We start from the raw sequence: 26,578 nt of genomic DNA on the forward strand, positions 1-26,578 counted from the left end.
CAAGGACTACGGAGGTGGCTGCTCCACCCAATAGATGAAGGACCGCGCGCCACACGAAGCGCTCTAGCCCATCTGGCATATGTCGCGGATGGCGGGTTTTTGCGATGCTTCGCTAAATGTTCGGTCGCTATCGAATGCCGGGCAGGTCTGGGGAGGCCGTCAATGGCTATTGAGGGGAAGCGCGCCGCCAGGCGCCACGCTCGAAATTCGAGCACTGACAAACTTTTGTTGCAGATTGAAAATTATCGAGGACTGGCTTTGGAGCTACCGCTCGCGCCGGTCGCGGTCGGCCTTCTAGATAGGACCATCGAAATCCTTCGCGAACCTCCAAAGAAAAAACGGCGAACGACCGGTGGTGCTGCACATCCGCTTGTTGCGCTGGGGCTGAAGGCGAAGCCTAAACCCTGATCAGCATGAAACGATACTTGGCCTTCATACTGACGTTCGAGGGTAGTGTCGTCAGTTCGATCGAACTCTACTGCGCCGATGAAGCCGAGGCGATAGAGCGCGCCAAGGCTATTGTTGCAGACGGGCCGGTCGAACTTTGGGATGGCCGCGCCGGATAGGCCGCTTTACCTGACGCACTAACTCCAAATGGGTCGCGCCGCGGGTCCGCGCGTGATCCGAGGTCATAGCACTGCCGGTGAAAAGCAACGGCCCCAGCCTAGGGGGACCATGCCGGGGCCGTCGATTGAAACACACCCTGGCGGCAGGGGGTGTCAGACCCACGCTAATCCTGCGATGGCGCAACGCAAATTAATTCGATTCCGTGACGCAAAATGGAATTTGGTACTTGTGTTACTTTGTGCACCGAACCCGTCCCAACTTTTTTCACAGAAACGACTCCCGACTGTCGGATCGGGGCCTATCTGGTCGTCATCATGGTAACGCGTAGCCGGACCGTCCGCGTTCGCTTCGATGGCAATAAAACATTAGTGCGATTCACAAAGATTATATCGAGCTTGAACCACGAGGAGCTGTATCTAGGCGCCGTCCCGATCCCCAAGGGATTGATAATTTGCGTTAGCTGCGGAGCAGCGCTTCAATAGTGCTATGTCCGCCCTCACCCGCCGCCGTCATCCCGAACGCTCTGATTGCTGGCACATCTTTTTACGGTGACGTTCAGGTCGGCACGATCGCGATTCAATCAGGCCTGCCAGTCAAGGCCAAGCAATGGAGATGGGATGTCGGCTTCTACCCGGCATCACACCGCGGACATAACCGCTCCGGCTATTCGGCGAGCTTCGAGGAGGCGCGGGCGGGCTTCGAGGTCGCATGGAAAGCCTACCTCCCGAAATGTACGGAAGCTGATTTCAGCGAGTATCGGCGCCAGCGCGCCTGGACGGCTTGGAAATACATCATGCGCGAGGCCGGCCTCCCGCTGCCGACGCAATCAACCAGTGGACAGGCGCGCTGTTTCTGTGGCGCAGCGATCGACATAGCTGTAACCGACCGTCACATCTGCGATGTGCATATGGATTCGCAGCAAGCATGAAACACGTCACCGACCGCCCTTACTCAGATCCCGAGACGGCAGCCCGCAAGCTGCTTGAAATCGCCAATGCGACCGAACCGGTGGACGGAAAGATTTACATCGAGAAGATAAACGCGCCGATGCTCTACCTGGAGCGCGCCACCCCGGCCGAATACAAAGCCGGGCTTGAACTGGCGATATCGCGCGGGTGGCTGTTGCTGCACGAGAGCGGCACCTTCGTGAAGCTCACTCCGGCCGGAGCAAAGCTCTTCGCTTGAGCCTCCGTCAACGTATCAATCGTCGGGTCGCGGCCAGCTGATCTTTGGCGCTCCGCCGCTGCCTGCGGGTGCCACGGGGTGGCCCCAACTGTATCGCCAGCCGCTCTGGGGCCGCCGTCAGGCGTGACCAACTTGCGGATAGGCGCGTCTGAAGGTCCCAAAGCCCCCGGCTTTATCGAACAGAAAAGAGCACCCATACGACTGGGCAAGTTCATTCATCCGGGAAACTTCATCAGGACCGGTGTCCCCAAACGCACGAACCAGATACCGCGTCGCAACAACGAGGCTGAGATCAGCGTTCAGGCTGACCAAAATGCTGGCTAGCTCGTCCAGGAGTTCTTCGCGGTGGTCGTCTATGTCGCCAGTATGCGAAGTAGACCGGCACTTTCCACCCCGGCACTCTGCCACAAACTGACGCACTACCGCACGGCGTTGTGTGAAACTCGCCCAAAAGAAAGGCACCAGCACCACTCGGGGAAGCGCGCTGAGGCCGGAAAGTTTGCCGTATCACCATACATGTCGTCCTTTCGGACACCCCCTCAATTCTGATCATTGCCACTTGTTCCCGAAATTCCCCGCCACTTTAGTCATAAGCAGTTTGGGCCATTCCCGTTTTGTGCGCGGGTTATTTCGGCAAGCAGTTTTCGTCCGCCGCTTACTCAAGGTTCACGATGCGCTTATAGCAACGCGCGCAATCATCTCATAATTCCCGTTTGGGTGGGACGTATTACCGCAAGTGAGGCGGGGCCGCAGGCGTGTCCCGGTACAAATACCAAGTTTTCCCGAATCTGCTTTGCGGCAATGAACTCCGCTGTTAGGCTTTCGATGGCGCTCATTAAAACGCCGCCGGGAGCGCTTTGGAATGCCCCCGTCCGCGCTAGCCCCCCGGACGGGGGATTTCGCGTTATCGGGAGATGCTGGAGCTTCGATTCGGAATCACTGGTTCATGCCATTTTCAGTCTCCGCCTACGTTGACGATCATCTCGTTTCCGCGACTACCGAAACTGCGAAAGAAGCATTTGCCAAAGCGGTGGAATGGCATGTCGTGAGCAAGCTCGCCGACGTTTCTATTCGCGACGGCATCAAGTGCTATTCGATTGAAGAGTTTTCATCGATTATCGCGAACGCCAGCAACGGCCTTTAATGCGAGTTGTGGCGCATTCATGCGCTCTTCGGAGTACCTCATCTAGGGTGCTTTCCACCCTCAGAATCCGCGTTTAGGAATTTCCCGTATGTTCTCGGTATGTGGTCAGTTCGATCGTGGTGCCGGAAGGGCTGGAAAATGGACAGCGCAAAGCCCGAGTTTCAACCAAAGCAGCGAAAGACCGGCACTTGGACTGTTGTCGTGGTGACCGGAAATGGACCCGATTCCCACGTTGGAGACTTCGCGACAAAGAAGGAGGCCGCCGACTGGATCGCGGCCAATTCGGAAGACTGGCCAGCTAGATCGAAGTGACCCCGCTTCTGCAAGCTCGTCTGTATTAGCCACCTATAGGCCCGCTTGGATTTGGTGCAGGCGTTGACGCGTCTATTCTAAGGCTTGCACGGCCATGTGGTCGTTATGGCTGCATCGGCTAGTTTAGCAAAACTTTCGTGCATTCTCGCTGGTTGGGCGTCGATGTACTGCACGACGGCTCGTACCGCTTGCGCCCGGGTGACGGAAGTTGGGATGCATGCTTCTGAATTGAAGATTATTCCGTAGACCAAACCCATGCAAAATCCCCTGGTCAAAAGGGTCATTACTGGCAGTCGGTGATAGGGCTAACCGGCACCCGGGCATGACACTGTTCGCTATTTTATAATCAACATCGAGGGCACGTACCGATCCGCCACTCAACATCAGGGCCGCGACGATAGCAAATCCGCACAGGCTTAGTTTAGATCGACGCATTGCACCTCCGTATTGATAGCCGCGTCCAACAAACTGAGCCGAGCATGCTTTAGTGGCACTAAATAAGGCACGCCCCGATTTGTCCGCTTGAACCGTCGAATTTCGCCCCTTGCTCGCCCGCTCTGGTTGCTAAAGGATGTGATCGCACAGTGATTGGGAGGGGATTTTTATGGACGACGGAACTAAGTATCTCGCCGAGGTGAGGCGTTGAATACTTTGAGTGTCGTTACTCTAGCGAGGAAGCTCGGCAGTGCCGGCGCGCTTTCGCCAATATCGACGGCGCGTCTTATTCGTACCATCGCAAACTGCACTGATTACAATGATGCAAAGCGCTTTTACAAACTAGAAGCTGCTCGCATCAGACGAGACGTCCCAGTTTCCGCGCGAAGGCGAGGACTGCCCGCCCGGCGAACTCGCTGATCGAATTCTCTTGCTCCGCGACGGCAGATTGCTTCGCCCCCGGCCTAGCCAGTGTCGGAGCCGGCGCATCCGGATCACGTTCTGGCTGGGGGCGGTGGCACATCGAGCGATCCTGCTCTTTCACATTAAATTTCAATCCAAGCGACACTCCGGCGCGGCGTCCTCATTGGTTCAGTGTCGTGGTCTTCCCATGTATCGCGATAAGCCCTTACCATCTCGGACTCGCGGATCATTTCATCGTCCGCGTCGTGTTTGACGAAATTCTTGCGGACGAAGGGCTGGAAGTTCGATCCGAATTTAACGCCGTACGGCGGGTCGAAATAGATCATCTGTACTTGGCCGCTCATGCCCTCGAATTCGAGCAGAGAGTTCATGACCTGCAACGAGTCCCCGAGAATGAGGCGGTTGGTCCACGGGCCCTCGTGTTCGTAGGCATCCAGCTTGTCGGCAATGTCGAGGTTAGTGTCACCGAACAGGTCGAGATCGGTGCCGATCGCCCGGTGAGATTTTAAGGTTTCGAGAATCGCCTGCGTCGAATGACGTTCGTGAACGAACAGCGGCAAAGTTGGCACTGTCATCTTGTGACGTTCCGCCTTGCCAGTCCAGTTGACAAAGGGCTTGGTGAGGCTGCGAAGGCGGGCCACGCATTGTGTTAACGACGAAAAACTTTCTCCATTCCCTTCCCACACTTTCGGCGCAGGGAAGACTTTGGCTTCTCCTTTCTCTGCCGCGTCCGCAACAAGGCGCAGCAGCCATTCGGCAAACCCACGATCCGCGCTTTCATCCCATGACAGTTCGGGAGCGAGGCTCGAGTCGTATCGATAGGTTTTGGGCGCCTTCTTATTCGTGAATTGCGCTTCGACACCAACATCGGGGCGTTGCACTGATTCTTGGACGTGCTTGTAAACCGAAGTGCTGCCCGAGAGATTGTCCTTCGCCATTCACCACCCCCAAAATAGCGAGTCTGGGCCCGAATCGTCGGCACCACCACCGCTATTTCCCATACTGAGGCATCGATGGCGGGACTGGCAAATGACTGCATAATCTCCAACCGCCGATAACCCGTCAGGCCACCATAACTGCAAAATGTCGTCAAGGCGTGCTCATGGCGAACGCCGCAATTCTAGCTTGGCTAAACCCGGTCGCGAATGACCCATTTCCTGACTGTTCGGCGGGAAAATTTGCCGGCGATCGGAGGAGTACAAGGTTTTGTCGCGATGTCCGCTGTACCAACGCCTTCATTAATTGCTTGATGTCCCGTTGCGGGGTCATTCGCGTCGGTTTGGCTGTCCGCCAAGGGCTTCCGGATTTTCTCCGGAAGCGGACATTGTCACTACGGGTCGGCATGTCTCAAATGTGCCAACAGCACGCGCCAGCCTCGTCAGCGTGAGCCGCCTCTTAATGGTTCGGTTGCTGAGACAGCCGAAGCTATGTTGAGCATCTCAATCAGAGACGTCGCGGAGAACGGCTTTGCAAGATAACCGAGGCATCCGGGCCGATGCGCGGCCTCGCGAACGAAAAGAACTCCGGGAGTTCAACCGGTAGGTCGGCTTTACTCCCAACTCCGGACATGCTCTCGCACCGCGCAAACTGACGCTTTGTGCCAGATTCAGACATTGCATCGCTTCACTCGATCACCTCGTCGGCGGTCGCGAGCAGCGACTGCGGTACGGTTAGGCCGAGCGCCTTTGCAGTCTTGAGATTGATAATCAGCTCATATTTGGTTGGCGCCTGCACCGGCAGGTCAGCCGGTTTCTCGCCCTTGAGGATACGATCGACATATCCCGCGCCGCGTCGGAACTGATCGACCCGATCGGACCCGTAAGAAATCAACCCTCCGGCCGAAACAAAGCCGCGGCTGTAGTATACAGCCGGGAGTCTATGCTTGGCTGCTTGCGCGATGATCATACCGCGATGACTAATCGCCAGTCCGCTCGACGTTACAATCAGACCACCATTCGGATTGCCTGCAAATGTTGAGACCGCGCGCTCGAGTTCTGCTGCATCGCGCAAGTTGATCGGACTCGCCTCCATCCCGAATGATGGGGCCGCCGTTTGAACCGCGCTCCACTGACCAACTCCAGCGGTGAAATTGGAATCTCGGAGGACTGCCACCCGCGTCACGCGCGGAGCGAGTTCCTTAAGTAGCTCCAGCCATTTCCCTCCTATGTCATATGAAAAACTCGTGAATCCCGTGGCGTTGCCGCCGGGTCGCGCCAGACTGTCGACAAGTCCGGCGCCAACTGGATCGGGAACGACCGTAAACACGATCGGTATGGCTGTTGTGGCCTGGAGCAGCGGCGCCGCCGACGTGTTGCCGGCCGCCACGATTACATCCGGTGCCAACGCGATCAATTCATCTGCAAATTTGCGATTAGCGTCGGTACCACCCCCGGCCCAGCGAATGTCGATCCGAACGTTGCGGCCTTCGCTCCAACCCAGTTGCTGCAGTCTCTGCACTAAGGCACTGACGAGCCCGGGATATTCGGAATCCCACAGTTGCGGGGAGTAATATGCCGACGCGGCGGACGCGCTCGCCCTTCGCACGCGCCCCAAGCGGCAGCGTGGCTGCCGAACCGCCGAGAAGGGCGATGAACTCCCGCCGACGCATGGGTACCTCCGAGAACGCGCGTCTTGGCAAATGCCGAGCCTAACACTTTGTGGCGAAACGGCGAGTGAGAAAGGGCAAACAATCGGGTGCAAACGCTGCGTCCCAATGTGCGATGTGGGTCATTCGTGTCGATTCCGCGATGCACCCAAACAGTCTGCTTCACCTGCGATGGCGGACATGGCTTGATGCCCGGCGGCGGTGGTTCGCCCTGAACAACGGTAAAATCCGTCGCGGTCTTATGCGACGCCTTGCCGCGCGTTCCTTCTTGCTGCGACATCGTCCGTGTAGAATTTGCGCCCTTCTGACGTATCCAGCCAAGCAACCATCGCAGCGGAGGGCGACAATTCCGGAAATGCTGCCTTCGCAAGTTCTTCGGCCGACACGTTGCCGATTGCGGCAGCTTTAACTATCGCATCTGATCGGGCTGTGACCTTCGTCCGTTTGTAAATCTGGCTCGCCTCGACGGTATTTGCGAACTCAAGCGTCGCAGCATTTACGGAGAGGTTGTTGCGCTTTGCGTAGGCGGAAAGGGCGGCATCCCACTCGGCTTCCGCTGCTTTGCCGAAATTGGGCACGTCGGCTCTTACACCTTTGATGATCGCCATACGTGCGCCCTCCTGAGCGGGACGGTCCACCGCGCTGATTTCCTTGATGACCATTGATCTTATAATGCGGCGATTGGACATCGCGTCACCCGATGGCGGCGAAAGAGCGTCGGATCCGGCGCTTCTGCGACAAACCTGTTCATGGTGTTGTCGAGAGCACGAGCCACGGCCGGGTCGGACTGCTTGATTTGGCTCACCATCCACTGAGCCAGTGTGAAACCGGTACCAAAGCACATTCCTAAAATGGAAAAGTTCATCGCTTTGACGGCCGTCGCGGCAATTCTGATCTTCGCCGGCACCTATGCGGTTACAGCGCGGAAAAAGTATCTTTCGATGCCGCAACCGGCGGCGTTCACCGCGCCAAAAAGAGCGAACACATCCTAAAACGTCCCGACTGAAATCACTTTCCACACCAGAACATTCGGGGGCGGACCTGAGTAGAATAGGTCCCCCACTAGCTGTGGGAGTTTTCTTGAGCTTCAGGCGGATGCAGAAGTCCGCGGTCTAGGACTACCTGCCCCGGTGCACGGAAGCCGACTTCGACGAGTACCGGCGCGAGCGCGCCTGGACGGCATGGAAATACGCCATGTATGCCGCTGGCCTGCCGCTGCCGACGCAATCAACCAGTGGACAGGCACGGTGTTACTGTGGCGCCCCGATCGATATAGCGATAACCGACCGCCACGTTCACGAAGCACATATGGATTCGTAGCACCATGAAGTTCCGCACCGACCGCCCATTCGCAGATCCGGAGGCCGCCGCGCGCAAACTGATTGAGATCGCCAGCACCGTCGAGGCCATTCAGATGGCCGCATCCATATCGAGAAGATCGACCGCCCGATGCTGTTCGAATACTGGGCTGGATTGCAGCAAGCAATCGATAAGGGCTGGCTGTGGTACCACGAGAGCGGAACCTACGAAAAGTTCATGCCGGCCGGCGCAGATCTGTTTGCGTGAGGTTGAACACCGCATTTGTACGCTTAACGACGCGCGAATACGCAGACGGGGCAGAACGTACGGTCGGGATCATTCGCATTTGTTTGAGCGGACCACGGTCGAGCGATCCAGTTCCGTTGATCTACATCAACGCCCCACTCTGACAGCGCAACAATTTCCGTCTCGGCTGGGTATGTAGAAAGAAGATCAGTCATGCTTCGCTATATTCTCGCTGCTCCAGCAGCACTCGTTCTGCTCACCGCCAGTTTGATCCCAGACCCTGCCGATGCTCGCGGTCGCGGCGGTGGTGGCTTCCGTGGTGGTGGCGGATTTCATGGTGGCGGCTATCGCGGCGGCGCTGTTGCAGGCCGAGGTTACCGCGGCGGCGCGGTAGCGGTTCGAGGCGCGCGGGGTGGCGCTGTCGCAGTGCGCGGCGGTCGCTACGGTTACGGCGGATACGGATATCGTCGGGGCTACGGCGCGGCGGCGGTTGGCGCGGCTGCCGTTGGCGCGGCTGCGGCAGGGGCCTATTACGGTGGCGGCTGCGGCTACGATACCTACGGCAACTGGGTTTGCCCGCGCTGCTAATCCGTATTGAGGCGGCCCTGCGCCGGTGGCCTGGCGCGCGGCGGCCAGCGTTAGGCCGAGCACCGGCTTGCACCTAAGTTTACTGGTCATCCGAACGAGGTCGAAGGGTGCGAATTTCTGCATCATTCTCCCGCGATGAACCTTGATGGTTTTTTCGACCGTGCCAAATTCGGCTGCGATCTGCTTATTTAAGCGTCCCGCGACCCACACCCACTAATACTTCTCGTTCACGCGGCGTGAGGGTCGCAATCTTTGAAGACAATTGCCCGCGAAGTGATCGGGCCTGCCATCTTTCTCATTCTCTCGTAGGGACCGGCTTAGGATCGGCTGTCTAATGGCAGCTGCTACACCAGCCTAATAAAGCCATGGTTCAATCCGCCGAACCGGCTAGGGCGGGTCAAGGATGCTTTCGATGAGGCCGCGTCTTGTGCCCAGATAATGCCACGAACCTGAACGAGCTTTGTCCCAGCTTCGCGCATCACGCAAAGATTCGGTTTGCTCGAACTCGAGGGGTGGGACATGAAGATTGTTTTCGGTTATGGGAAAGTGCGCAGCGTACATGGGTCCACACCACTCTTGCTGCGTAAGAAAACTTTGTAAATACTTCACCGTTCCTATTCTGGTGCTTCCGGCAAACCAGCACTCTGCGGGTCAGGCGCGAAATCACTACTGCGCCTAAAAAATAGGAACTCAAACCGCGCTTGTGTATTCTCGGGGCAGCCGTCTCGTTTAGCCACAGACGGTCCTCTGGCCGGGCGGTCCACCTGACACCATGCAGACGGGCCGCCCGGTATCAATTTATCGACGGTGGCCCAGCGGCAGACCCATTGCCCTCGCCTTTTGACGCAACGTCGCACCCGATCGCTTCATAAGCTTTGCGATACGCTCCACCGGAGTCTTAGACTTCGAATGCGTCTTCAGCAGCTTTAGATCGTCTTTCGTATATCCACGACGTGCCGCCGTCTTCTTGGCTTTGGCTTCTTCTTAGCTTTCTTGGCCACAAGGGACTCCTTTTTGTGAGGTGCTCTTCTAGCATTAAGCGATTGCGTGGCAACTAAGGGGGCTAATGGCGGATCGGCGTTGAGCCAGGATAACCTAAGCTCAACACACCCGTGATGATGGCTGCCACTATTTCCATAAATCAGTCCCTCTGAATGATTTCTTGGGAGATACCCCACCCTACCAATGCCGCCTGAAGGAAAAATGAGCTAGGATACCGATTCTGGAGGACACCATGGACACTGAAAAGCCCGAGCAAGCTAATGAGGCCGACCAATCCAAGAGGCCCATTATGGAGCAGATGACCGATCTGGTCGCTGGAGCGGCAGGAACATTGGCTGAGGCCGCGGTTAAGACCGTCGCAAAGAAGGCCACCAAAGCGGTTGCGAAGCGCGTACCGAGGTCGGTCAAGAAGGCCGCCAAGAAAGTAGCCAAGGCTGCAGCGGCTAAGAAGACCGCCAAGAAGGCCTCGAAGAAGTCAGCAAAAAAGTCGACGGCCAAGAAATCGAAAAAGGCCGCGAAGAAGTCCGCACCGAAGACGTCAGCTAATAAGGCGTCGAAGAAATCCGCCAAAAAGTCATCTAAGAGGAAAAATAAGAAGTCAAAGCGCTAACGTTGCTCGCAATCTAAAACAATTCCCCTCGTGGGGCGCTTTGGCGTGCCTCTGTGATAAACTGCCCGTCGCTCAAAAACCGGAGGTGCGCGATGCCGGAGGCGAAGCCGTCATTCACAAGCGAAAAAGACAAAATCGGCCTCGGAAGTTGCGTAATCGCGATGTTGCCGGACGGCCGGCGAGAGGTCGTTACCGGCTTTGGCTCGGACGACGACGCGCAGAACTGGATCGACCAAGATTCACCACGATGGCTGGCTTGCTACATCGCACGGTGAACCCGATGGACGGCTTTTACGCATACATCATCGGACCGGATGGCCACGTTAATAACCGGATCGATCTTCGCTTTGAGAAACAAAAAGACGCCATTGAGCGGGCCAAAGCCCTGGTCGATAGCTACGATGTAGAGCTTTGGCAGCGAGATCGAAAGATCGCGACCCGGCACGCTCGCGATGCAGGCAGGCTTGCCGGTGAAGGCCAAGCAATGGAGATGGGACGTGCATCACATCGCGGTCGCTCCCGCAGCGGCTACGCGTCAACCTTCGAACAGGCCCGGGCTGGCTTTGAAACGGCGTAGAAAGACTACCTGCCGCGATGCATGGAAGCCGACTTCGTCGAGTATCGCCGCCAGCGAGCCTGGACGGCTTGGAGAAAGCGATGCAAGAAGCTGGCCTGCCGCTGCCGACTCGTCGACCATGTCCCGCCACCAAGGGGAGCGAACCTTGGTCGCTGGCCCTTTAGCCCAAGCCTATCTGATCCCCTTACTTTTCGAGCGGGAGTAGACGCGCGATCTCGCTCGCGAGTTGATCCAGCGTATAGGGCTTACCAAGCCGCGGGAGGTCAGCCACTTTGTCGCCATCCAGCTCGGCAAATCCCGTGGCAAGCAGGATGGGAAGTCGTGAATGTCGGCGACGCACTTCAAGGGCGAGTTCGCTACCTGTCATTCCCGGCATCGCGTGATCCGTTATTAGCAGGTCCGGAACCAATCCTCGCTCTAGAAGCCGCAACGCCTCTGGCGCCGAGTGCGCTTCGATCACATCGTGGCCCAGATCTTCCAGGAGAGAGACCGTGCTGGCTGCAATCAGAGGATCGTCGTCCACGAACAGTATCCTTGCTGAGGCCGATCGCTTAGGGGTAACCGGCGCGCGGCCGGGGACCGCCGGAGCTTTCATCGCAATCGGCAGGTAAAGCCTGACGGTTGTTCCGCCCGATAGGGAGCTTTCCAGACGCAAAGCGCCTCCGGATTGTTGCGCCAACCCGAATACCATCGAAAGGCCCAAACCGGTGCCCTTACCTACCCCCTTAGTCGAGAAGAAAGGCTCGACGGCTCGCGCCAGAGTCTCTGCGTCCATGCCGACGCCCGTGTCCTGAACCGAAAGCTCGACGTATCGTCCGGACGAAATGCCAATATGATGGTCATCATGCACATCTTTCAAGCTCAGCCCTATCGTGAGCACTCCACCAGAAAGCATGGCATCTCGCGCATTCAAGGCAAGATTAAGCAGCGCCATTTCGAGCTGGTTGGGATCAACATCGATGGCCGGCAGGCTATACTCCGCCTTTAGTTCGACGCGGACCATCGGTCCGACCGAACGCTCGATGAGATTGAGCATATCCGAGACAAGTCTTCGGACATCCGTCGCCTGCGCCTTGAGTTCCTGCTTGCGGGCAAATGCAAGCAGCCTTTGCGTGAGAATGGCGCCGCGCTGGGCACCTGCCATTGCGCCATTCAGAAGCCTCTGAAGCCGCGCGTCCTCTCCCAATTTTTTTGTAAGAAGGTCAAGGTTGCCAATGATAGCCATGAGCAGGTTATTGAAGTCATGCGCTACACCGCCGACAAGCTGTCCCAACGCCTCGATTTTTTGCGCCTGCAGCAACGCTGCCTGGGCCCGCTCGCGACCCGCTATTTCTTCACGTAGTTGGCGATTCGCCCGCTCAAGGTCCGCGGTTCTCTCAGCCACCAAGCGTTCGAGCACCTGCGCCGCGTCGCGTTGATTTTCAAGGTAAGCGCGTGCTTCATATTGCCGCCTTCGAGCGCGTTCGGCAGAAACAACAGTCGTCTGAAGCGTGATGGCCTGCAATGGACGCTCAAGGAAGGCGACATTGCGCAGGCGCTTCACAACTTCTCGCCGGAAAGCTGAAAACTTGGGACCTTCATTATGGTTAGTCAGGACGATAAAGGGTTGATCAGACCACGGCGGTTGACAGTCTACCCATTCTTCCAGAGCGAAAATGTTATTGCCGTAAAGGGCCTCCTCCGCCAACAGCACCACCTCGACGATGCATTCCAGATTATCCACCACCTCCTGCGTCGTCTTGCAAATCACGGGGCTTAAGCCCGTCCTTCCGACTAGGTCGGCTACAGTAGCCGAGTCACGACCGACGGGCATCAGGATCAGGGCCACCCCTGTTGGCGTTTCAACCCGGACCATCGGCGTCCTGAGACAGCAGAGGTGTCTCCTCCCCTTTGTAGATCGGCGTGCCGCTGAAAATGCCGCTGAACCCTTTGAGTGGAGGTCCGACGGTAATGCCTTGGCTGCTGAGCTTGAATTCCCGAATTGTATGTTCGTGATTGCCGCTTCGTTTTTTCACGACCGACAGTGCGCGGCGCACGCTGCCGTCAAATTCGAAATAACGCAGCATCAGCACCCCGTCGGCGAGATAGCTGATATCGAGCGGGGTATCCATTGGTCCGACCAGGCCATGTTGCGCGAGTACCAGAATAGTCGATACGCCTCGCTTACTGAGATAGCTCAGCAGTTCGTGCATCTGCAGGATCAAAAACCGCTCGTCAGGCATCGAGTTGAGATAACCATTAAGACTGTCGATGATCACTACTTGCGCATTTCCGACCTCCACACTCCGTCGAACGGCATCGGCGAACTCGCCGGGCGCCATTTCAGCAGGGTCGATCTGATGGACCTCGATTAGGCCATTCTCGAGGCCCTCCTGAAGCGGAAGCCCCAAGGTCTTGGCGCGTGCGCTCATCGTGCCGCGCCCTTCGTCGAAGGCGAAAATTGCGGAACGCTCGTTCCGAGATGCAGCCGCGATAACGTAAGTAAGCGCTAGCGATGATTTTCCGACGCCGGCGGCACCGATGAGCAGCACGTTCGTTCCACGCTCCAAACCACCACCCAGCATCAAGTCGAGCTCTGCGTTTCCGCTCAAGACCGCCTCTGTATCGAACTCCTTATGATGCTCGGCAGCGACGAGCCGGGGATAGACCCGGAGGCCGCCATGTCGGATGGTGAAGTCGTGAAATCCACCCTTGAAATCGATACCTCGCATCTTCACGACCCGAAGCCGGCGCCGCTGCGCGCCGTAATCGATGGCCAATTGCTCTAGCAAAACGACCCCGTGGACAATCGAATGCAGTTGCAGATCGTTCTGCTGTGATGAGAGGTCGTCGAGCAGGACAACCGTGGACCTGCGACCAGAAAAGAAGTGTTTGAGCGCAAGGATCTGGCGACGGTATCTAAGCGGGCTTTGTGCCAAGAGCCGAAGCTCCGAAAGGCTGTCCAGCACGATGCGGCCAGGGCCCAGGGCTTCGACCCGATCAAAGATCATTTGCGTGGTTTCGCTGAGTTCCATCTCGGCAGGTTGAAGCACGGTGAGTTCCTGGGTCGGATCCAGGCTGGCCTCTGACGGGATCAACTCGAAGATCGTGATTCCTTCGAGAGACCAACCGTGACGCTTCGCGACAAGTCGCAGTTCGCGCTCGGTCTCCGAGAGCGTGATGTAAAGTGTGGGCTGGCCTCTGCGAACGCCCTCCAGCAGGAATTCAAGCGCGAGCGTGGTCTTGCCTGAGCCGGGTTGCCCTTCAAACAGGTACATCCTTTCGGGGTCGATGCCGCCGCCGAGAATGTCATCCAGACCGGAATTTCCGGTGGAGATTTTTGGAAGCTCTAGTTCATCAAGCAGCTCCTTATCCTGGATCATAATAGCTCCCCATCTCGCAAAAGTGCATAAGCAACTAGTTTTTGCCCCGAGAGTTCCATATCTAACTCTTTGATCAGGCGACGTAATACGGTCCCGAGGGAGAAATCTGAAGTTTTTGCCATACTGATCAGCGGCTGGAACGGGCGCCTACGCCGGGAGATCGGGACGATGAAAGACGAAGCTCGCCTGGAAAAACTCGGACAGACGCAGCCGAATGTCGGCTCTTGCCACCGACCCGAAGAAGCGCGAGCTGTTCGACCGGCTGGCTTGCACCTGACCACCCTTGCAGATCAGGTTGAGGAGGCCAACGGGGACATAACGAACGATTCACGCGGCGCTAGCGGAACTAATGTGCGCCGACCGTAACCTGAATCGGGGTCGCCGGGAGGAGTCCATTTAATGACCGGCGACCCCTAAGCCGACCACTTCCAATTGCCCCACCCAAGGCGATGACCGGCCTTTGCGCTTAATTTCTAAAGACCAGACGAGTTCCTAAAGGGTCCTGCTCGGGTGCTCGGATGACTTTCATTTCACCTGGCGCCGCACCCTTCGCATAGGAACTGTTACGGCCCTTCGCTATTAGCTGATCGCGCCGGCCGCGCCGGCGCATGCTCCCCGAGACGACGGCCCCGGCCCCACCCCTGAGCTGGGGCCGTTTCGCGTTCACTTCACTTCCGGAAAAAGCGGTAATGCGTCGCGCGTCGTCGCAAGCACCTTCTAATTCTGAATTTCGCAATTTTTTGGAACGATCGATTTGGGAAGCGCGTCAATCCGAAGACTCCAGCCGAACGGTGCCCCCGACCGCTGGAGGAAAACCCGTATCATTCGGGTTGGCGGCCCCTAAGTGGGGCCGTTTCTTCGAGCGGTTGCACCTGACTGATAGTACTGTCCGTATTTAACCCTCAGTGTCCTAAGCTGAATTTAAGGGTGTCCTAATTCGGAGTTGAAGAGGCCGCACTTCTGCCCCGACCTGTACGCCGTGTTCGTGCAATCTTTGGAGGTACCCCCTTCGAGCATCAGTGGGATGCCGGCCTAGTTCAGATTGGCACAAACTGCACATGCCAAGTTTGGCGGTTAATTTTATTGTGCCCAGCAACAACCACACAGAGTGCGGGAACTCCGTGCCGTGGCAAATGACCTTTTATTTCGCATACTAGTAATCATTGCTGGTCTCGTCCCCGTCGCGCTAACTGCGATCCTGCTGTTCGCAAAGTAAGGCCGCCAAATAATTTCCCGTTTCGATTGATCTGGATCAATCCGGGTGGCCGTCCCCGACGCGCGAGTCCAATCATGGAACGCGATACCTGGCTGCTCGCCTTATCGCTGGGCTGGCTGGCCGTGCTGATTATCGGCATGGGGGCGGCTGCGGTGATGCTTGACCTCTGAGGCCGCCTCAGTTGGCGGCCTCTTTCGTTTTGGTGCCGGCGCGCACCTCCCGGACAACGGCCTCAGCTCCCCCTGCGCTGGGGCCGTTCCGCAACCGCGACATCGTCTAAGGGCGAAACCGGTCGCAGGACGCGATGGGCTCGATGATCGTGCACCAGCAATTTCTCGTAAGTTGACTTTACGGCCTGATAGCACTCGCACGCGGCTTCCTCGAGGGCCTCTAAATTCACCAGTTGAATTCTTCCCCTGCGGTATTGAAGAAGACCGGCCTGCTGAAGCGTGTTAGCGACGACAGTGACACTCGTACGCCGGACGCCGAGCATTTCGCCCAGATACTCCTGCGTAAATGGCAACGCATCGCTGCCGGCGAGATCTCGCGCTCGCAGAAGCCAACGGCACAGTCTGGCTTCGACACGATGGCTAGCCATGCATGCCGCCGATTGCTGCGCTTGTGCAAATAGCGCCAGCTCATGGCGGCTGATCATCGACAGAATGGTGTCGCTCTGTTTTGCGGCTTCCTTAAGCGCCGCGGGACTGCAGACCATGACTTGGCCACCGAGTTGCACAACTCCCCTGTTCACTGCGGTTTGCCCGTCTAACGCGGACAGGGCGGAGACCACGCCGTCGCGTCCGACCATCGCAGCTTCGACGGACTGGCCGGTTGAAAGGCTGACAACCAGCGACACGACTGCATTTAAAGGAAAGTAGACCGCCTCGAGCGGATCCCCAGCCTCAAACAGTATTTGATGCTGCTTAACCGCGACGACCTTTAGATGTGGCGCCAGAAGTGACAAGTCGGCTGCCGGCAGCGAGGCCAGGACAACATTATCGGTGAGAGGCATGACGCTCCTCCTTGGACAGGCGGGAGCGAACAACTCGCGGCTATCGGCCCTACAGGCTAACCGAAGATCAGCAGATGGGGCGTCCGCCACCGGACATAGCACAACACGTTGTTGTGTAACGTCGAACGAAAGGTTTCCGAGAAAGGCCAGCTTTACTCCAAGGCTTCTTCCCTGGGGTCGGGACAGCGTCACCCTGCAGGGGTACTACGAATGGAGCATGCACAGGCCTTCGAGCCGATCCAGGACAACCTCTATATCGAGAAGATCAACGGTTCCTTCCTGTTCGGCGACAAGGCCACGCCGGCGCAATACAGCGCCGGTGGCTGCAGCTGCGAGTTACGTGACGCTCACCTTCGTCCAGCGAACGCTCGCTAGGCTGGCAGAAGTTGATCGCAATTCCGGCTAGCGGACTGACAGGTTTTAATTTCCGGTTTTAAATTTACGGTTATGTTGCGTAAGCGCTCAAAACCTCATTTGTTCGAAGAGCAGATCGCCGCGGAAAAACAGCGGCTCGAGCAGAAAGCCGCTTCGTTGCCGCACGGTCCGCAGCGGGACGATGTTGAGCGCAAAATCCGAGAGTTGGAGACCGCAAGCCGCGTGAATGAGTGGTTGCGATCGCCGGGTTTGAAGTGTCCTGGTTGATTAGTTTCGAGGCGGCTATGGACGGCTTCTACGCCTATATCATCGGCCCCGACGGGCACGTCATCAATCGCGTCGATTAGGCATTTGAAAAGCAAGAGGATGCCGAAGAGCGCGCCAAGGCCCTCGTGGACGGGAATGTCGAGCTGTGGCAGCTGGATCGCAAGCTAGCCACGTTCAAGCACCAGCCATAAACGACCCCGACGCGGGGGGAGCGCGCTGAGGCCGTTTGCAATGTTCGGTTACTCTCAAAAATGGTGTGCGCTCGCAGCACGATGCAGACTACTCCTTGATGTCATCAGATCGGGTTTGATTTTTAATCAATGCTAGCCAGCCCTGCACCATCCGCAACCAGGCAGCGATCTTAGACGCGTGATCCGCTTCCCGCTGGGTTTCTGCGGCCTTCGCCCTGTAACTGTCGTCGTTGCCGGTCATGCGTTCTAACGCGTGCTGCGGCTGGTTGGTTCAAAAGTTAACATAATCGCTTCCGATAAGCCGCTTCTCGGCGCCTTGGCAAAGGTCGACCTCGGCCATCCCCAACTGTTCGCGCTCCCGCCGTTTCCGGACTCATTCGCTTGCGAGGCGACCTCCGGTCGCGCCTTGTAGCGCTCGCACCCTCTCGCCAGCGGACGAACAGGATTCCAGTTATTGAAGCAAGCTGCGGCATACCGAAACCTGGCCACCAAACGCACGAAAGAATACGGATTTGCCGCCTCCTAGCCCTCCCAGAAATGGAACTGAGTAGGAGACTCGCAGTTTTAGAGCGAAATTCCGATTTTTTCCTTGGCTAGGCGCGCTACCGTGCCGCGGCCGCAATCAGCGCCCGCGCATAAAACGGGTGTCTAGTATGGAACACAAGGGCATCCAGTACACAATTGTCCAAACTGCTAGCCCGACGGGCTGGAAATGGACTGCACATTTTTCTCTGCGGACCAAGACCGGCACCTCTCACAATCGCTTAAAAGCAATTCTGGCCGCGGAGAGGGCGATCGAGGAACTAGTTGCGAAAAAAAAATCAATGTCGGGAACCGGACACAAGGATTATGATTAGAGCCATCATCGTCCCGCCCTTGGCTTCTATCGATGACTGAGAGTTATTGCGCTCCCGCCAAACATGCGGTGAGCCATGTGTAAAAAATGCAAAGAGTTTGACGAGAAGATCGCGCACCATCGGCGCATCGGAGCTAGCATGACCGACGAGCTTACGCTGAAGGGCATCAAGCAATTGATTGCAGAAGCGACCGCTGGAAAGGCCGCGCTTCACCCCGAGAAAAAGACGTGAGGCCGCCTCAGTTAATGTCAAAGAGAAACGGACCCATCGGGAGCGTCACTCTGTCATCCCTCCGCCAGAACATCACTAGATGCCTAAAAGGAGCGCACTGTTGTCGCTTGAAGGCAGTAGAGGCCGGCAGCGATTCGGAGGAGGAGGCGTGGCTTGACCTCGCCGAGTGCTGGACGGAGCTGGCGAAAGTCTTCGAGCAGGCGGACCAGCCGACGTTGCACTAAAAAGCCGCCTCAGTTGAGGCCAGCTAATCGGCGGCGTGGTGTCCGGACTGCAGCTTTCTCGAACGTCGATGTATCCATGGATCGGGAAAAATAAGCAATCGAAGCTAAGCTACCGAACGTTACTGGCCGAACGAATAGGCGACTCCAGATTCAAAGTAGGCCACTAGACCAAATTCCCCCGTCCGGGGGCTAGAGCGGACGAGGGACATTCCAAAGCGCTCCTGGATTTAGTGAGCGCCACCGGCCATGCTAACAGCCGGATTGATTCTTGGAACTTAGTATTACTACCGGAATAAGTGGCAATGACCGTAATGCGGTGTCCGAAAGGAGGACATGTATGGTGGATACGGCTAACTTTCCGGCCTCAGCGCGCTTCCCCGAGGGCGGAGGCCGTTTCTTTACGATTACCCCGGGGCCTTGGGCAAATGCTTCTCTTGGGCTTTCCCTCCCCTGAGTTGAGGCCCGTTTCGCGTCTGGGTGATTGGTCCCGCAAAATTGAAAGGGGCCGCGCAACGCGGCCCCCCCCGCCGGTCGCAATATTATCGGTGATGAAAACCAGCCCCGGCACGAATAAATTTAGAATCGGTTTGGCGTTAATCTGGTACGAGCAGACGCTGCCGCATACATCGGGCCAGCGACGTTCATGCATGGAAAACCAGACGCACGACCCGATGATGCCCCTACCCATACAAACCGCCGATGGCCGAGCCCTTTGCTTGTGTGGCGCCGTGCTCACGATCGCGACCGTCGACCTGCACATCAACGAGGCCCACCGCGGCGTCGGCGAATAGCGGCGCCTAGGCCCCGTGTGCCTATAGGAACCTCGCGGCGTCATCTGACTGGTGACTACGTCCGCTTGGCTCCTATAGCGACCTAATTTGTGCGACAGCGCAGTATGTGGGGATGGGCCAGAAGCGGACACGGAAAGGATCACTCAGACGTGGGCGAAATCGTTTTTGACATGACGATCGTTCGCTCCTCGCCATAAGTTTCTTCCCGTACCACTACGAAGCCACATTTAGCATAGAAGGGCTGCGCTGTAATTGAAGACTGGACATCCAACCTGCGGACTAGATTAGCAACCGCTGCGCTTTCGACCGCGGCCATGAGCCTCGTCGCGACGCCGCGGCGCTGAAAGTCAGGATGGACAAAGACAGATTTGACAACATGGTCGCTAAGGCTTGCCGTTCCGACGACAAGCCCGTCAGTCACTGCGGTGAAAGCATGCCACTTCTGGAGGCTCGCCGCGACTTTGTCGGGCAATGTCAGAACAGGCGATCGATCACTGACGCCGGATAATCCCTGGCATTAGTTTCGCACAACGCCCGTAAAACGATGTCATGGACTGCACGCGCATCATCGGCCGCGGCACGCCTGATCGCGATTTGCTTCCCCGGCATTGCAGTCTTCCTTCATCGTTGAGCCGGGAAATGGGCATAAAAAACCCGCCTCCGCGGCGGGTGCACGAACGTATGGACGCGCGCTAGCCCGCCATCGAATGGCAGGTTCTAAACTTGATCCACTGCGCACAGTCGTTGTTCTGTGACGACGATGCCATTGCTCGGAGAGGTTGTCCAGCCCACAGTCAACCGAAAACACGGACTCCTCCGGATGTCAGACAGCGAGTGGGCACCGAGCATGCCTTACTTAGTGCAACACCGGCTGCTCCGCCTGAAAAGCTTCCGCGAGGTCCATCCAAAGATCAGGGAGTTCTAACCACGCGTCCTTTCGATCGCACTCTGGGCTTCTTCTCCAAGTGACAGCGATGCGCGGCCTTCAGGCAGGTGGTCATGTCGTTGCGAAAGGATGACAATCCATGCTCCCGTCGCGCGAAAGTGCATAGCGGGACTCATGAAGGTTCCTAGACTGCTTCAGGGGCTGCGAATGAAGCGCCTATGAGCCGGCCTTTCTAGGGTTGCAGCTTGCCGCTTTACACTTTTTGATAAATGCTGGCCGCCGTGGCGCGAAGGAAGCCTGCGCATGGACAAGCCTTCATGTCCGCTCGTGGTGTTCGGCATTGCCGGGCTGGCCGTCGCGTTCATGGCCACAACCATCTTATTGGTTTGGTGGGGCTTTTGATTTCGGCGAGGTCCTATCCGTCGGATTAGGCTGGCCGTTCGCGAAGCTCTACTCGTTGACGGCCACGGTGTAGAGAATATGTGGCGGGGTGATCGACAGATAGAGTGGTTCCAGGCCACACGTTTTAAAGGCGCTGGATATGAAGCAGCCCGGGACACACCACACAGGGAAAAACGAGCCATAATCAGCCCGACGTATGAGGCTAGCTCCCTAACCGACCGGCCCCAGTACCCTCCCCCGAGGCTGAGGCCGTTGCTGTATCAACATGTCGTGTCGCGGCCCGGTTCCTGCCGACGCACTGGGGCCGTTCATCATCGCCGGCCCAAAAAAACGGCCCCGGCGCCAGGGGGAAGCGAGCCAAGGCCGGTTAAGGTGTTCGTGTCCGTTCCTATCAGACGAAGGTTGCCCGGCCGTTGCGCCGGGCGTTTTTTTGGTGTTTTAAAATACCATCGCAGCCGGGCCGAACAGCGGCTCGTCCGGCACGAAACGCCTCCCCCCGCTTGAATCTCGGTTCTGTTGCGTGGAGTTGCTTCGATGCGCAAGTTCGGTTGGACCCGTCGATCGTACCCGACGGCGACGACCAAACGGTCTATCTGGTCGCCGAGGATTTCGGCAAAATCGGTCGCGCGTGGCGCGAGGCCGACTATGAGATCACCGACCTCGAGACGGTTATCCAGGATCTGCTCACCGGCCAGTACCGCAACCCCTTCCGCGTTATCGCCTTCAACACCGCCGAGCGCTGGTCGGAGGACGTCTCCAAGGACGTCGCCCATGAGCTGCGCCGGCGCTGCGATCAGCAGGGCCGCGATATCCCATTCTTCCTGCAGGACTTCACCGACCGCTTCGAACGCTACCTCGACGTGCAGCTGCCGCTGCCGATACGCCTGGTGTGACCCGTGGCCTTCTTAAGGCGCCCTTCCTCGGATTTATCGAGCCTGCGCTTGCAACCTCGATCGACAACGTGCCCAATGGCGAACGATGGATCCACGAAATCAAGTTCGACGGCTACCGCATTCAGGTCCACCTCGCCCACCAGGAGATCAAGGTCTACACAAGGCGCGGCAATGACTGGACCAACCGGTTCAGGAAGATCGCCGACGACGCCTGGCACATCAGCGCCGGATCCGCGATCATCGACGGCGAGGTCGTGGTGCCGGCCGCCGACGGCACCACCGATTTTTCCGTTCTGCAGAACGAACTGAAGGGCAAATCGACCCGCATCGTGCTGGTCGCCTTCGACCTGCTCTATCTCAACGGTTACGACCTGCGAAAGTTGCCGCTGATTGGAGCGCAAGGCGCACCTCAAAAAGCTTATCGCCGGGACCCACATCCAATTCAGCGAAAGCTTCGAGACCGACGGCCGTGAGATCTTCAAGCACGCCTGCAAGGTCGGGCTGGAAGGCGTGGTCTCCAAGGTGCGCGACAGCGTCTATGCGTCCGGCCGCGGTAACAACTGGACCAAGAAAACCTGTGCCCAGCGCGAGACATTGACGATCGCCGGCTTCGCCCTCGACGGCAATGACTGGGACGGCATCTATGTCGGCCGGCGCAAGGGCAACGACCTGATCTACGCCGGCAAAGTCGACCACGGTTTCGACAAGACGTCCGCTGCCGAGTTGCGCAAGCGACTGACGCCGCTGATCCGCAAGACGCAGCCCTATGCCAAGCGGGTCGCGCACAAGGCCTTCTGGGTTGAGCCGGAGCTGCTGGCCGAGATCGAGTACCGCGCCAAATCCGCCGAGGGCAAGGTAAGGCACCCGTTCTTCAGGGGGCTGCGCGAAGATCTGTAGCCCACTTCATCTGAACTCAATCGCAAAGTGGAACAACGGAAGCCGATACTGGGCGGACGTACCCCATTGCAAGCGGCCCTCTTTCGGCATGGCTTTTGATTTGGCCCCGTCCGGGCTGCCTTAGGAACTAGCAGCCGCTCACTTCGTTTTGTCGAACAAGCATTCAACTCGTGAGGGAAAAATGAAGCGGATTTTGATCGTGCTAACCTGCGTCGTCATAGCGGCGCCTGTGCTCGCACAGTCGGTCGGAGAAAAGACGGGTGTGAACTCTGCGCTGGGCATTAGCCCGTCCACCCCCGACTTCGTCAAACAAGTCGCCATTTCGGACATGTTCGAAATTGAATCGAATAAGCTTGGTGAGAACAAGGGCAACGCAGCCCAAAAGGCATTCGCCGCCCAAATGGTCAAAGATCACACCAAAACGTCGACCGAGTTGAAATCGCTTGTGTCCAGCGGAAAGGTAACGGCGGAATTGCCGGCGGCGATCGACAGCTCTCATCAGAGCAAGCTCGATAAACTCAAAGCAAAAACCGGCGATGACTTTGTCGCCGAATTCAATTCGATTCAGGTCAGTGCTCACAAGGACGCGGTATCGCTATTCGAACGATACGCAAATGGCGGTGACAACGCCGAGCTGAAGGCCTGGGCCGGCAAGACGCTGCCGCACCTTCGTCATCACCTGGAGATGGCGCAAAAGCTTGATGATAAGAAGTGAGCAGCCGCATCGGGGTGGAGATTAAAGAAGGCTCCGCTCGTGCGGAGCCTTCTTTCACCTCTTCTTTGTTTCAACCGCGATCGGCGCACTCGCGCCGGCGTTGGGAGGAGAGGCACCTGCTTTGCTGGTATCGGCCCCTGGCATAGGGGTTGGTTTCTTCGCCTTTGGGTCAACTGTGTTGGGCACACTTGCACCTGCATTTGGTGGAGTGGCGCCCGTTTTGCTGGTGTCTTTCATCAGCCCGCCGGTCTGAGCCGACACAAGTGAGGATCCGAGGACGAAGTAGGATAGCGCTGCCGCTGATTCTTCATGTGAGCCTCCCGGTTAAAAAGCACTAAGCCCTCGAAGGATTGGATGGTTCCCTTGTGGCCGAAAGCTTGCATTTGCACTCCGGCGAGATCAGCCCGCCCGCTTACCTACGACTGGACCACGCTCGCGGCCGGTGCTCCCGCCTTCTCGCGGGCGATGAATCAGTTCCAGATGACAACGGTACTGATTTACATCAACACCGAACGTCAGTCGGCGATCGCTTGCCACGCTCAAGCTGACCAGCGGTCTTCCTCTCGCTGAGTCTCTTCGATGTTTAGCCGCTCGGCAATCTCTTCAGCTGCCGGTTCATCAGCAGCTTGAGCGACAGGTTTGCCGTCGCTCGTGACGATCTTCTTCTTTTCAGTGCGAAGCGGAAAGTGCTCGGGTTTTAAAGGGTCATCTTTCATTGGTAATTCCCGCTTAAGGGCGATACGAACGGCCGCAGATTGATAGCTGAGACCGTTCGCTGCTCAACCTATCGATCCTTCGGCAGCGGACCTGTTCCCGGTGCACGCGGCGCGCCAGGGGTGGCTCTGTCCAGCGCGGGATCCCCGCCGCCACCACCAGCCGCACCGCTACCGGCTCCGCTACTGCCTGCGCCACCGGCTCCGCCAGCTCCAGCACCGCCAGCCCCGGCTCCAGCACCGCCAGCTCCAGCACCGCCCGCACCAGCGCCACCTGCACCAGCGCCACCTGCACCAGCGCCACCTGCACCAGAGCCGCCTGCACCAGAGCCGCCTGCGCCCTGCGCAAGCGCTAGTGAACTACCGAGCGCAAAAAACAATCCTACCGCAATGAATGGTAGCTTCTTCATGGTCGCGTCCTTCCGTTGTTAGAGACGAACCAAGTCAGAGGAATATTGATCGTTCCTATCAGCCGGTGCGAGCTAAAGGACGCAATTTTTCCCGATGCCTGCAGGGCTTCACCGACCTTTCGATCGTTTGCCACGACGTACAATTTCCGCTGCCGCTCGTGTGTACAGCGGCCCCACCCCTGGGACAAAGAGATAGGACCGCCGGCCGGCCTCGATGCGTGCTGCGCCGAAAGATTTCAGCTGCCCAAATTAAATTGTCGTCATATTGCTCGGTTCACTTTTGAACATTGCGCTTGAGGTGCTCGCGACCGAACCTGCGGACATCAATCAGTGGACAGTGGGCATAAACCGCAGTGGATTCAGACCAAGGATGCCGGGTGTTATATTGCTGCTCATCGTTTGATTCGAGGCGAGCATTGCAAGGGCACCGAGGGCGGCACCGGCGGCGTCGAGTGCTGCGGCTTCCTGCCCGCGCCGTTCGCCGCTGAGACCCGCTTCGCGCTTGCGTCGAATTTCGTGCTTTTCGATGAGCGTCGCGCTGGCGCAGAAGATCGCCGGCAAGGCCAGGAAGAGGCCCCCGACGGAAGCCCCGTAGCGACTGCTGATAATGCCCGTGAAGACCGTCGCGGCTCCTCCGAGCGCGAAACGGATCACGTATTCGTACCAGCGACCTTCCCGCAGCGAGGACCGCAGAAATGCGGATCGGCGTGCTCATGCCTGCATTCCCGCGATGAACCATAGGCCGAAAGCAGCGATTAGCCACACCACGATCGACGCCGTCGTCGCCGGCAGTGCCCGCATGCGTGCCCTGATCAATAGTTGGCAGACGACATCGCTGTAGATGATCAGCGCGATCGCGCCAGCCATCATTGAGAGGCTCTGAGAGGCCGCATAGGATGGATTGTGCTGGTAGATCGCGATGCCGAGGGTCGCCAGCGCCACCGACGGCGCTGCCCCGAACAGGCCGGCGATTCTTGGGTTTCACCACGGCCCCGCCGACAAGAAAGCGGACGAGATACTCGGTCATTTCTGCTTCTTCCAGGGTTTGGCCAGCGGGCCGCTCTTGCCGTACACAGGATCGTTCCGGGGCACCGGCACCTTCGGAATCGTCTTCAGGGCTCGGGGGCGATCCTCAACCTTCGTGCATTCGTCATAGGTCCCGGCTGGCGGATACGCCCCGACGACGAGGAAGTTCTCATCGACGGAAAGACACTGATGGCCGGTCCCCGCTGGCAGGATCACGACGTCACCGGCCTTGAGCGTGAAGATGCGGCCCTTGTTGCCGCCGAAGCGCACCCGACCGCCGCGCGCGATGCCGAGCACCTCATGAATCCTGGAATGGTAGTGGACGTAGTCGTAGATGCCGTCGCGCCAGGTATCGCCCCAACCGTTGGCCTCGAACAGGTCTTCCATCACGGCCGCCGGATCGTGATCGTCGCTGAGATCGACGGCGTTCCGATAGATGACGAAGGGCCAGCGGGGATGATTGGGGATGAGACCGTCATCCTTGAACCTGACGGTATGAGGTTTTCTCGCCTGCGGCAGGCAATCCACTGCTGTCGTAATTTTGGCACTGTGTCGATCGTCGGTGTGTACGGCGGACTGCTGGATAAGATTCCGATGGGATCGGCCATCAACCGTGGACTCACCTTCCGTATGGCCCAGACGCCGGTCCAGCACTATTTGCCCCAGCTTCTCGGACGTATCGAGAAGGGCGAGATCGATCCGTCACGTCATCACCCATCGGGCGACACTTGAAGAAGGACCTGAACTCTACAAGACGTTCCGCGCCAAGCAGGACGGATGCATCAAAGTGGTCATGAAGCCATGATCGGCTGCAGGGATGATCGTCGCGAATGCTGTCGGCTTCGTTGGTCGCGACGCTGATCGGATTCAAGATCCGGGATGCTGGTTAAGGTCCGAATGGAAGTCCACTATCTCGCAGGCCACGGCCAGATATGTCTTACTCCAGCGCTGCAATTCTACTTTCGCTCGGCCAACGGCTTCTTCAGATCATCGATGAAATGCTGCGCCCCTTCTTGTGTCAGCATTTCGCCCGACTTGTCCGGCACATCCGCCTTCTGGCACAGCGTCTTGAGTTCGTCCCGTTGCGCCGCGGTCATCATTGGTTCGTCCATGGTTT

27 protein-coding genes and 5 pseudogenes are annotated in these 26,578 nt (G+C 57.8%); 15 read left to right on the plus strand and 17 right to left on the minus strand.

What is annotated here, in order from left to right; genetic code table 11:
- The first annotated feature begins 162 nt into the window (after window positions 1–162).
- The 5 genes from ABIE49_RS12290 to ABIE49_RS12310 all read left to right on the plus strand — a co-directional run bounded on the left by ABIE49_RS12290 (window position 163) and on the right by ABIE49_RS12310 (window position 2,896).
- Window positions 163–408, plus strand: coding sequence for a hypothetical protein (locus ABIE49_RS12290; protein WP_192740833.1), 246 nt, complete (start codon window positions 163–165; stop codon window positions 406–408).
- 17 nt (window positions 409–425) lie between these two features.
- On the plus strand, window positions 426–566 hold the full coding sequence (locus ABIE49_RS12295; RefSeq protein WP_192740845.1) for a hypothetical protein: 141 nt from the start codon (window positions 426–428) through the stop codon (window positions 564–566).
- A 482-nt stretch (window positions 567–1,048) separates the two neighbouring features.
- Window positions 1,049–1,495 (plus strand): hypothetical protein, encoded by a 447-nt coding sequence (locus ABIE49_RS12300; RefSeq protein WP_192740832.1) that lies wholly within the window; start codon window positions 1,049–1,051, stop codon window positions 1,493–1,495.
- A complete protein-coding gene (locus ABIE49_RS12305; RefSeq protein WP_192740831.1) occupies window positions 1,492–1,752 on the plus strand; it encodes a hypothetical protein in 261 nt (86 codons plus the stop codon). Before ABIE49_RS12300 ends, ABIE49_RS12305 begins: the two co-directional genes overlap by 4 nt.
- A 946-nt stretch (window positions 1,753–2,698) precedes the next feature.
- A complete protein-coding gene (locus ABIE49_RS12310; protein WP_192740830.1) occupies window positions 2,699–2,896 on the plus strand; it encodes a hypothetical protein in 198 nt (65 codons plus the stop codon).
- Window positions 2,897–3,285: 389 nt separating this feature from the next.
- On the opposite strand, the gene ABIE49_RS12315 is transcribed toward ABIE49_RS12310, so the two are convergent.
- The 4 genes from ABIE49_RS12315 to ABIE49_RS12330 all read right to left on the minus strand — a co-directional run bounded on the left by ABIE49_RS12315 (window position 3,286) and on the right by ABIE49_RS12330 (window position 7,360).
- Window positions 3,286–3,492: a Rap1a/Tai family immunity protein gene (locus ABIE49_RS12315; RefSeq protein ID WP_354066785.1), complete on the minus strand. Its 207-nt coding sequence runs from the start codon at window positions 3,490–3,492 to the stop codon at window positions 3,286–3,288.
- A gap of 696 nt (window positions 3,493–4,188) precedes the next feature.
- Window positions 4,189–5,004 (minus strand): hypothetical protein, encoded by an 816-nt coding sequence (locus ABIE49_RS12320; RefSeq protein WP_354066786.1) that lies wholly within the window; start codon window positions 5,002–5,004, stop codon window positions 4,189–4,191.
- A 685-nt stretch (window positions 5,005–5,689) separates the two neighbouring features.
- Window positions 5,690–6,523 carry an ABC transporter substrate-binding protein gene (locus ABIE49_RS12325; protein ID WP_192740829.1) on the minus strand — a complete coding sequence of 278 codons (834 nt, stop codon included), beginning with the start codon at window positions 6,521–6,523 and terminating at the stop codon, window positions 5,690–5,692.
- 387 nt (window positions 6,524–6,910) lie between these two features.
- The gene (locus ABIE49_RS12330; RefSeq protein WP_210337596.1) at window positions 6,911–7,360 is read right to left on the minus strand and encodes a hypothetical protein; all 450 of its coding nucleotides are present in this window, start codon (window positions 7,358–7,360) and stop codon (window positions 6,911–6,913) included.
- 162 nt (window positions 7,361–7,522) lie between these two features.
- On the opposite strand from ABIE49_RS12330, the gene ABIE49_RS12335 reads away from it, so the two are divergent.
- The gene (locus tag ABIE49_RS12335; RefSeq protein WP_354066787.1) at window positions 7,523–7,663 is read left to right on the plus strand and encodes a hypothetical protein; all 141 of its coding nucleotides are present in this window, start codon (window positions 7,523–7,525) and stop codon (window positions 7,661–7,663) included.
- Between the two features lie 760 nt (window positions 7,664–8,423).
- On the opposite strand, the gene ABIE49_RS12340 is transcribed toward ABIE49_RS12335, so the two are convergent.
- Window positions 8,424–8,927 (minus strand): hypothetical protein, encoded by a 504-nt coding sequence (locus tag ABIE49_RS12340; RefSeq protein ID WP_354067739.1) that lies wholly within the window; start codon window positions 8,925–8,927, stop codon window positions 8,424–8,426.
- Window positions 8,928–9,014: pseudogene (locus ABIE49_RS40045) on the minus strand (LuxR C-terminal-related transcriptional regulator); the annotation flags it as partial. It abuts the gene before it with no gap.
- 1,024 nt (window positions 9,015–10,038) lie between these two features.
- Here ABIE49_RS40045 and ABIE49_RS12355 point away from each other — a divergent pair.
- The 3 genes from ABIE49_RS12355 (at window position 10,039) to ABIE49_RS12365 (ending at window position 10,993) form a co-directional block, all read left to right on the plus strand.
- Complete coding sequence (locus ABIE49_RS12355) at window positions 10,039–10,416, plus strand: hypothetical protein (protein ID WP_192740884.1); 378 nt, start codon at window positions 10,039–10,041, stop codon at window positions 10,414–10,416.
- A gap of 92 nt (window positions 10,417–10,508) precedes the next feature.
- Window positions 10,509–10,691 (plus strand): hypothetical protein, encoded by a 183-nt coding sequence (locus ABIE49_RS12360; RefSeq protein WP_192740885.1) that lies wholly within the window; start codon window positions 10,509–10,511, stop codon window positions 10,689–10,691.
- Window positions 10,692–10,696: 5 nt separating this feature from the next.
- Window positions 10,697–10,993, plus strand: a complete 297-nt coding sequence (locus ABIE49_RS12365; protein WP_192740886.1) for a hypothetical protein — start codon at window positions 10,697–10,699, stop codon at window positions 10,991–10,993.
- A 184-nt stretch (window positions 10,994–11,177) separates the two neighbouring features.
- Here the strand turns inward: ABIE49_RS12365 and ABIE49_RS12370 are convergent, their stop codons facing one another.
- The 3 genes from ABIE49_RS12370 to ABIE49_RS12380 all read right to left on the minus strand — a co-directional run bounded on the left by ABIE49_RS12370 (window position 11,178) and on the right by ABIE49_RS12380 (window position 16,583).
- The gene (locus ABIE49_RS12370; protein ID WP_354066788.1) at window positions 11,178–12,716 is read right to left on the minus strand and encodes an ATP-binding protein; all 1,539 of its coding nucleotides are present in this window, start codon (window positions 12,714–12,716) and stop codon (window positions 11,178–11,180) included.
- Between the two features lie 118 nt (window positions 12,717–12,834).
- The gene (locus tag ABIE49_RS12375; protein WP_192740888.1) at window positions 12,835–14,355 is read right to left on the minus strand and encodes an ATPase domain-containing protein; all 1,521 of its coding nucleotides are present in this window, start codon (window positions 14,353–14,355) and stop codon (window positions 12,835–12,837) included.
- A 1,448-nt stretch (window positions 14,356–15,803) separates the two neighbouring features.
- Window positions 15,804–16,583, minus strand: coding sequence for a Crp/Fnr family transcriptional regulator (locus ABIE49_RS12380; protein ID WP_354066789.1), 780 nt, complete (start codon window positions 16,581–16,583; stop codon window positions 15,804–15,806).
- Between the two features lie 210 nt (window positions 16,584–16,793).
- On the opposite strand from ABIE49_RS12380, the gene ABIE49_RS12385 reads away from it, so the two are divergent.
- Window positions 16,794–16,958, plus strand: a complete 165-nt coding sequence (locus ABIE49_RS12385; RefSeq protein WP_192740783.1) for a hypothetical protein — start codon at window positions 16,794–16,796, stop codon at window positions 16,956–16,958.
- Window positions 16,959–17,504: 546 nt separating this feature from the next.
- On the opposite strand, the gene ABIE49_RS12390 is transcribed toward ABIE49_RS12385, so the two are convergent.
- Window positions 17,505–17,657 (minus strand): hypothetical protein, encoded by a 153-nt coding sequence (locus ABIE49_RS12390; protein WP_192740782.1) that lies wholly within the window; start codon window positions 17,655–17,657, stop codon window positions 17,505–17,507.
- 1,619 nt (window positions 17,658–19,276) lie between these two features.
- On the opposite strand from ABIE49_RS12390, the gene ABIE49_RS12395 reads away from it, so the two are divergent.
- Entirely contained in the window at window positions 19,277–19,519 is a 243-nt protein-coding gene (locus tag ABIE49_RS12395; RefSeq protein WP_192740781.1) for a hypothetical protein, read from the plus strand.
- Between the two features lie 139 nt (window positions 19,520–19,658).
- Here ABIE49_RS12395 and ABIE49_RS12400 read toward each other — a convergent pair whose 3' ends face one another.
- Window positions 19,659–19,991 carry a GNAT family N-acetyltransferase gene (locus tag ABIE49_RS12400; protein WP_192740780.1) on the minus strand — a complete coding sequence of 111 codons (333 nt, stop codon included), beginning with the start codon at window positions 19,989–19,991 and terminating at the stop codon, window positions 19,659–19,661.
- 1,364 nt (window positions 19,992–21,355) lie between these two features.
- Here ABIE49_RS12400 and ABIE49_RS12405 point away from each other — a divergent pair.
- The 3 genes and pseudogenes from ABIE49_RS12405 to ABIE49_RS12415 all read left to right on the plus strand — a co-directional run bounded on the left by ABIE49_RS12405 (window position 21,356) and on the right by ABIE49_RS12415 (window position 23,312).
- Window positions 21,356–21,700, plus strand: a complete 345-nt coding sequence (locus tag ABIE49_RS12405) for a hypothetical protein (protein WP_192740779.1) — start codon at window positions 21,356–21,358, stop codon at window positions 21,698–21,700.
- A pseudogene (gene ligD, locus ABIE49_RS12410) lies at window positions 21,697–22,597 on the plus strand (non-homologous end-joining DNA ligase). The gene ABIE49_RS12405 and the pseudogene ligD overlap by 4 nt, the downstream one beginning before the upstream one ends.
- 181 nt (window positions 22,598–22,778) lie before the next feature.
- Window positions 22,779–23,312 carry a DUF4142 domain-containing protein gene (locus ABIE49_RS12415; RefSeq protein WP_192740778.1) on the plus strand — a complete coding sequence of 178 codons (534 nt, stop codon included), beginning with the start codon at window positions 22,779–22,781 and terminating at the stop codon, window positions 23,310–23,312.
- A gap of 539 nt (window positions 23,313–23,851) precedes the next feature.
- Here the strand turns inward: ABIE49_RS12415 and ABIE49_RS12420 are convergent.
- The 5 genes and pseudogenes from ABIE49_RS12420 to ABIE49_RS12440 all read right to left on the minus strand — a co-directional run bounded on the left by ABIE49_RS12420 (window position 23,852) and on the right by ABIE49_RS12440 (window position 26,001).
- Window positions 23,852–24,028: a hypothetical protein gene (locus ABIE49_RS12420; protein ID WP_192740777.1), complete on the minus strand. Its 177-nt coding sequence runs from the start codon at window positions 24,026–24,028 to the stop codon at window positions 23,852–23,854.
- A gap of 13 nt (window positions 24,029–24,041) precedes the next feature.
- Window positions 24,042–24,350 (minus strand): hypothetical protein, encoded by a 309-nt coding sequence (locus ABIE49_RS12425; protein ID WP_192740776.1) that lies wholly within the window; start codon window positions 24,348–24,350, stop codon window positions 24,042–24,044.
- A 493-nt stretch (window positions 24,351–24,843) separates the two neighbouring features.
- A pseudogene (locus ABIE49_RS12430) lies at window positions 24,844–25,150 on the minus strand (DUF3147 family protein); the annotation flags it as partial.
- A pseudogene (locus ABIE49_RS12435) lies at window positions 25,147–25,462 on the minus strand (DUF3147 family protein). The pseudogenes ABIE49_RS12435 and ABIE49_RS12430, both read right to left, overlap by 4 nt.
- Window positions 25,459–26,001 carry a cupin gene (locus ABIE49_RS12440; RefSeq protein WP_354067467.1) on the minus strand — a complete coding sequence of 181 codons (543 nt, stop codon included), beginning with the start codon at window positions 25,999–26,001 and terminating at the stop codon, window positions 25,459–25,461. The pseudogene ABIE49_RS12435 and the gene ABIE49_RS12440 overlap by 4 nt, the downstream one beginning before the upstream one ends.
- Here ABIE49_RS12440 and ABIE49_RS12445 point away from each other — a divergent pair.
- Window positions 25,972–26,266 (plus strand): annotated as a pseudogene (locus ABIE49_RS12445) (glutathione-dependent formaldehyde dehydrogenase); the annotation flags it as partial. The gene ABIE49_RS12440 and the pseudogene ABIE49_RS12445 sit on opposite strands and share 30 nt — an antisense overlap.
- A gap of 151 nt (window positions 26,267–26,417) precedes the next feature.
- Here ABIE49_RS12445 and ABIE49_RS12450 read toward each other — a convergent pair.
- The gene (locus ABIE49_RS12450; protein ID WP_192740775.1) at window positions 26,418–26,573 is read right to left on the minus strand and encodes a DUF3072 domain-containing protein; all 156 of its coding nucleotides are present in this window, start codon (window positions 26,571–26,573) and stop codon (window positions 26,418–26,420) included.
- Window positions 26,574–26,578: the final 5 nt, after the last annotated feature.

The sequence above is a fragment of the Bradyrhizobium sp. OAE829 genome, assembly GCF_040546575.1.
GTDB lineage: Bacteria > Pseudomonadota > Alphaproteobacteria > Rhizobiales > Xanthobacteraceae > Bradyrhizobium.

Bases quoted from the DNA above. Each gene is read 5' to 3' on its own strand.
- ABIE49_RS12420 (WP_192740777.1), bottom strand. From the start codon at position 24,028: ATGAAAGATGACCCTTTAAAACCCGAGCACTTTCCGCTTCGCACTGAA.
- ABIE49_RS12310 (WP_192740830.1), top strand. From the start codon at position 2,699: ATGCCATTTTCAGTCTCCGCCTACGTTGACGATCATCTCGTTTCCGCG.
- ABIE49_RS12415 (WP_192740778.1), top strand. From the start codon at position 22,779: ATGAAGCGGATTTTGATCGTGCTAACCTGCGTCGTCATAGCGGCGCCT.
- ABIE49_RS12385 (WP_192740783.1), top strand. From the start codon at position 16,794: ATGGAGCATGCACAGGCCTTCGAGCCGATCCAGGACAACCTCTATATC.
- ABIE49_RS12315 (WP_354066785.1), bottom strand. From the start codon at position 3,492: ATGACCCTTTTGACCAGGGGATTTTGCATGGGTTTGGTCTACGGAATA.
- ABIE49_RS12450 (WP_192740775.1), bottom strand. From the start codon at position 26,573: ATGGACGAACCAATGATGACCGCGGCGCAACGGGACGAACTCAAGACG.
- ABIE49_RS12395 (WP_192740781.1), top strand. From the start codon at position 19,277: ATGAAAACCAGCCCCGGCACGAATAAATTTAGAATCGGTTTGGCGTTA.
- ABIE49_RS12365 (WP_192740886.1), top strand. From the start codon at position 10,697: ATGGACGGCTTTTACGCATACATCATCGGACCGGATGGCCACGTTAAT.
- ABIE49_RS12390 (WP_192740782.1), bottom strand. From the start codon at position 17,657: ATGACCGGCAACGACGACAGTTACAGGGCGAAGGCCGCAGAAACCCAG.
- ABIE49_RS12330 (WP_210337596.1), bottom strand. From the start codon at position 7,360: ATGTCCAATCGCCGCATTATAAGATCAATGGTCATCAAGGAAATCAGC.
- ABIE49_RS12320 (WP_354066786.1), bottom strand. From the start codon at position 5,004: ATGGCGAAGGACAATCTCTCGGGCAGCACTTCGGTTTACAAGCACGTC.
- ABIE49_RS12290 (WP_192740833.1), top strand. From the start codon at position 163: ATGGCTATTGAGGGGAAGCGCGCCGCCAGGCGCCACGCTCGAAATTCG.
- ABIE49_RS12360 (WP_192740885.1), top strand. From the start codon at position 10,509: ATGCCGGAGGCGAAGCCGTCATTCACAAGCGAAAAAGACAAAATCGGC.
- ABIE49_RS12305 (WP_192740831.1), top strand. From the start codon at position 1,492: ATGAAACACGTCACCGACCGCCCTTACTCAGATCCCGAGACGGCAGCC.
- ABIE49_RS12380 (WP_354066789.1), bottom strand. From the start codon at position 16,583: ATGCCTCTCACCGATAATGTTGTCCTGGCCTCGCTGCCGGCAGCCGAC.
- ABIE49_RS12375 (WP_192740888.1), bottom strand. From the start codon at position 14,355: ATGATCCAGGATAAGGAGCTGCTTGATGAACTAGAGCTTCCAAAAATC.
- ABIE49_RS12335 (WP_354066787.1), top strand. From the start codon at position 7,523: ATGGAAAAGTTCATCGCTTTGACGGCCGTCGCGGCAATTCTGATCTTC.
- ABIE49_RS12355 (WP_192740884.1), top strand. From the start codon at position 10,039: ATGGACACTGAAAAGCCCGAGCAAGCTAATGAGGCCGACCAATCCAAG.
- ABIE49_RS12340 (WP_354067739.1), bottom strand. From the start codon at position 8,927: ATGCAGAAATTCGCACCCTTCGACCTCGTTCGGATGACCAGTAAACTT.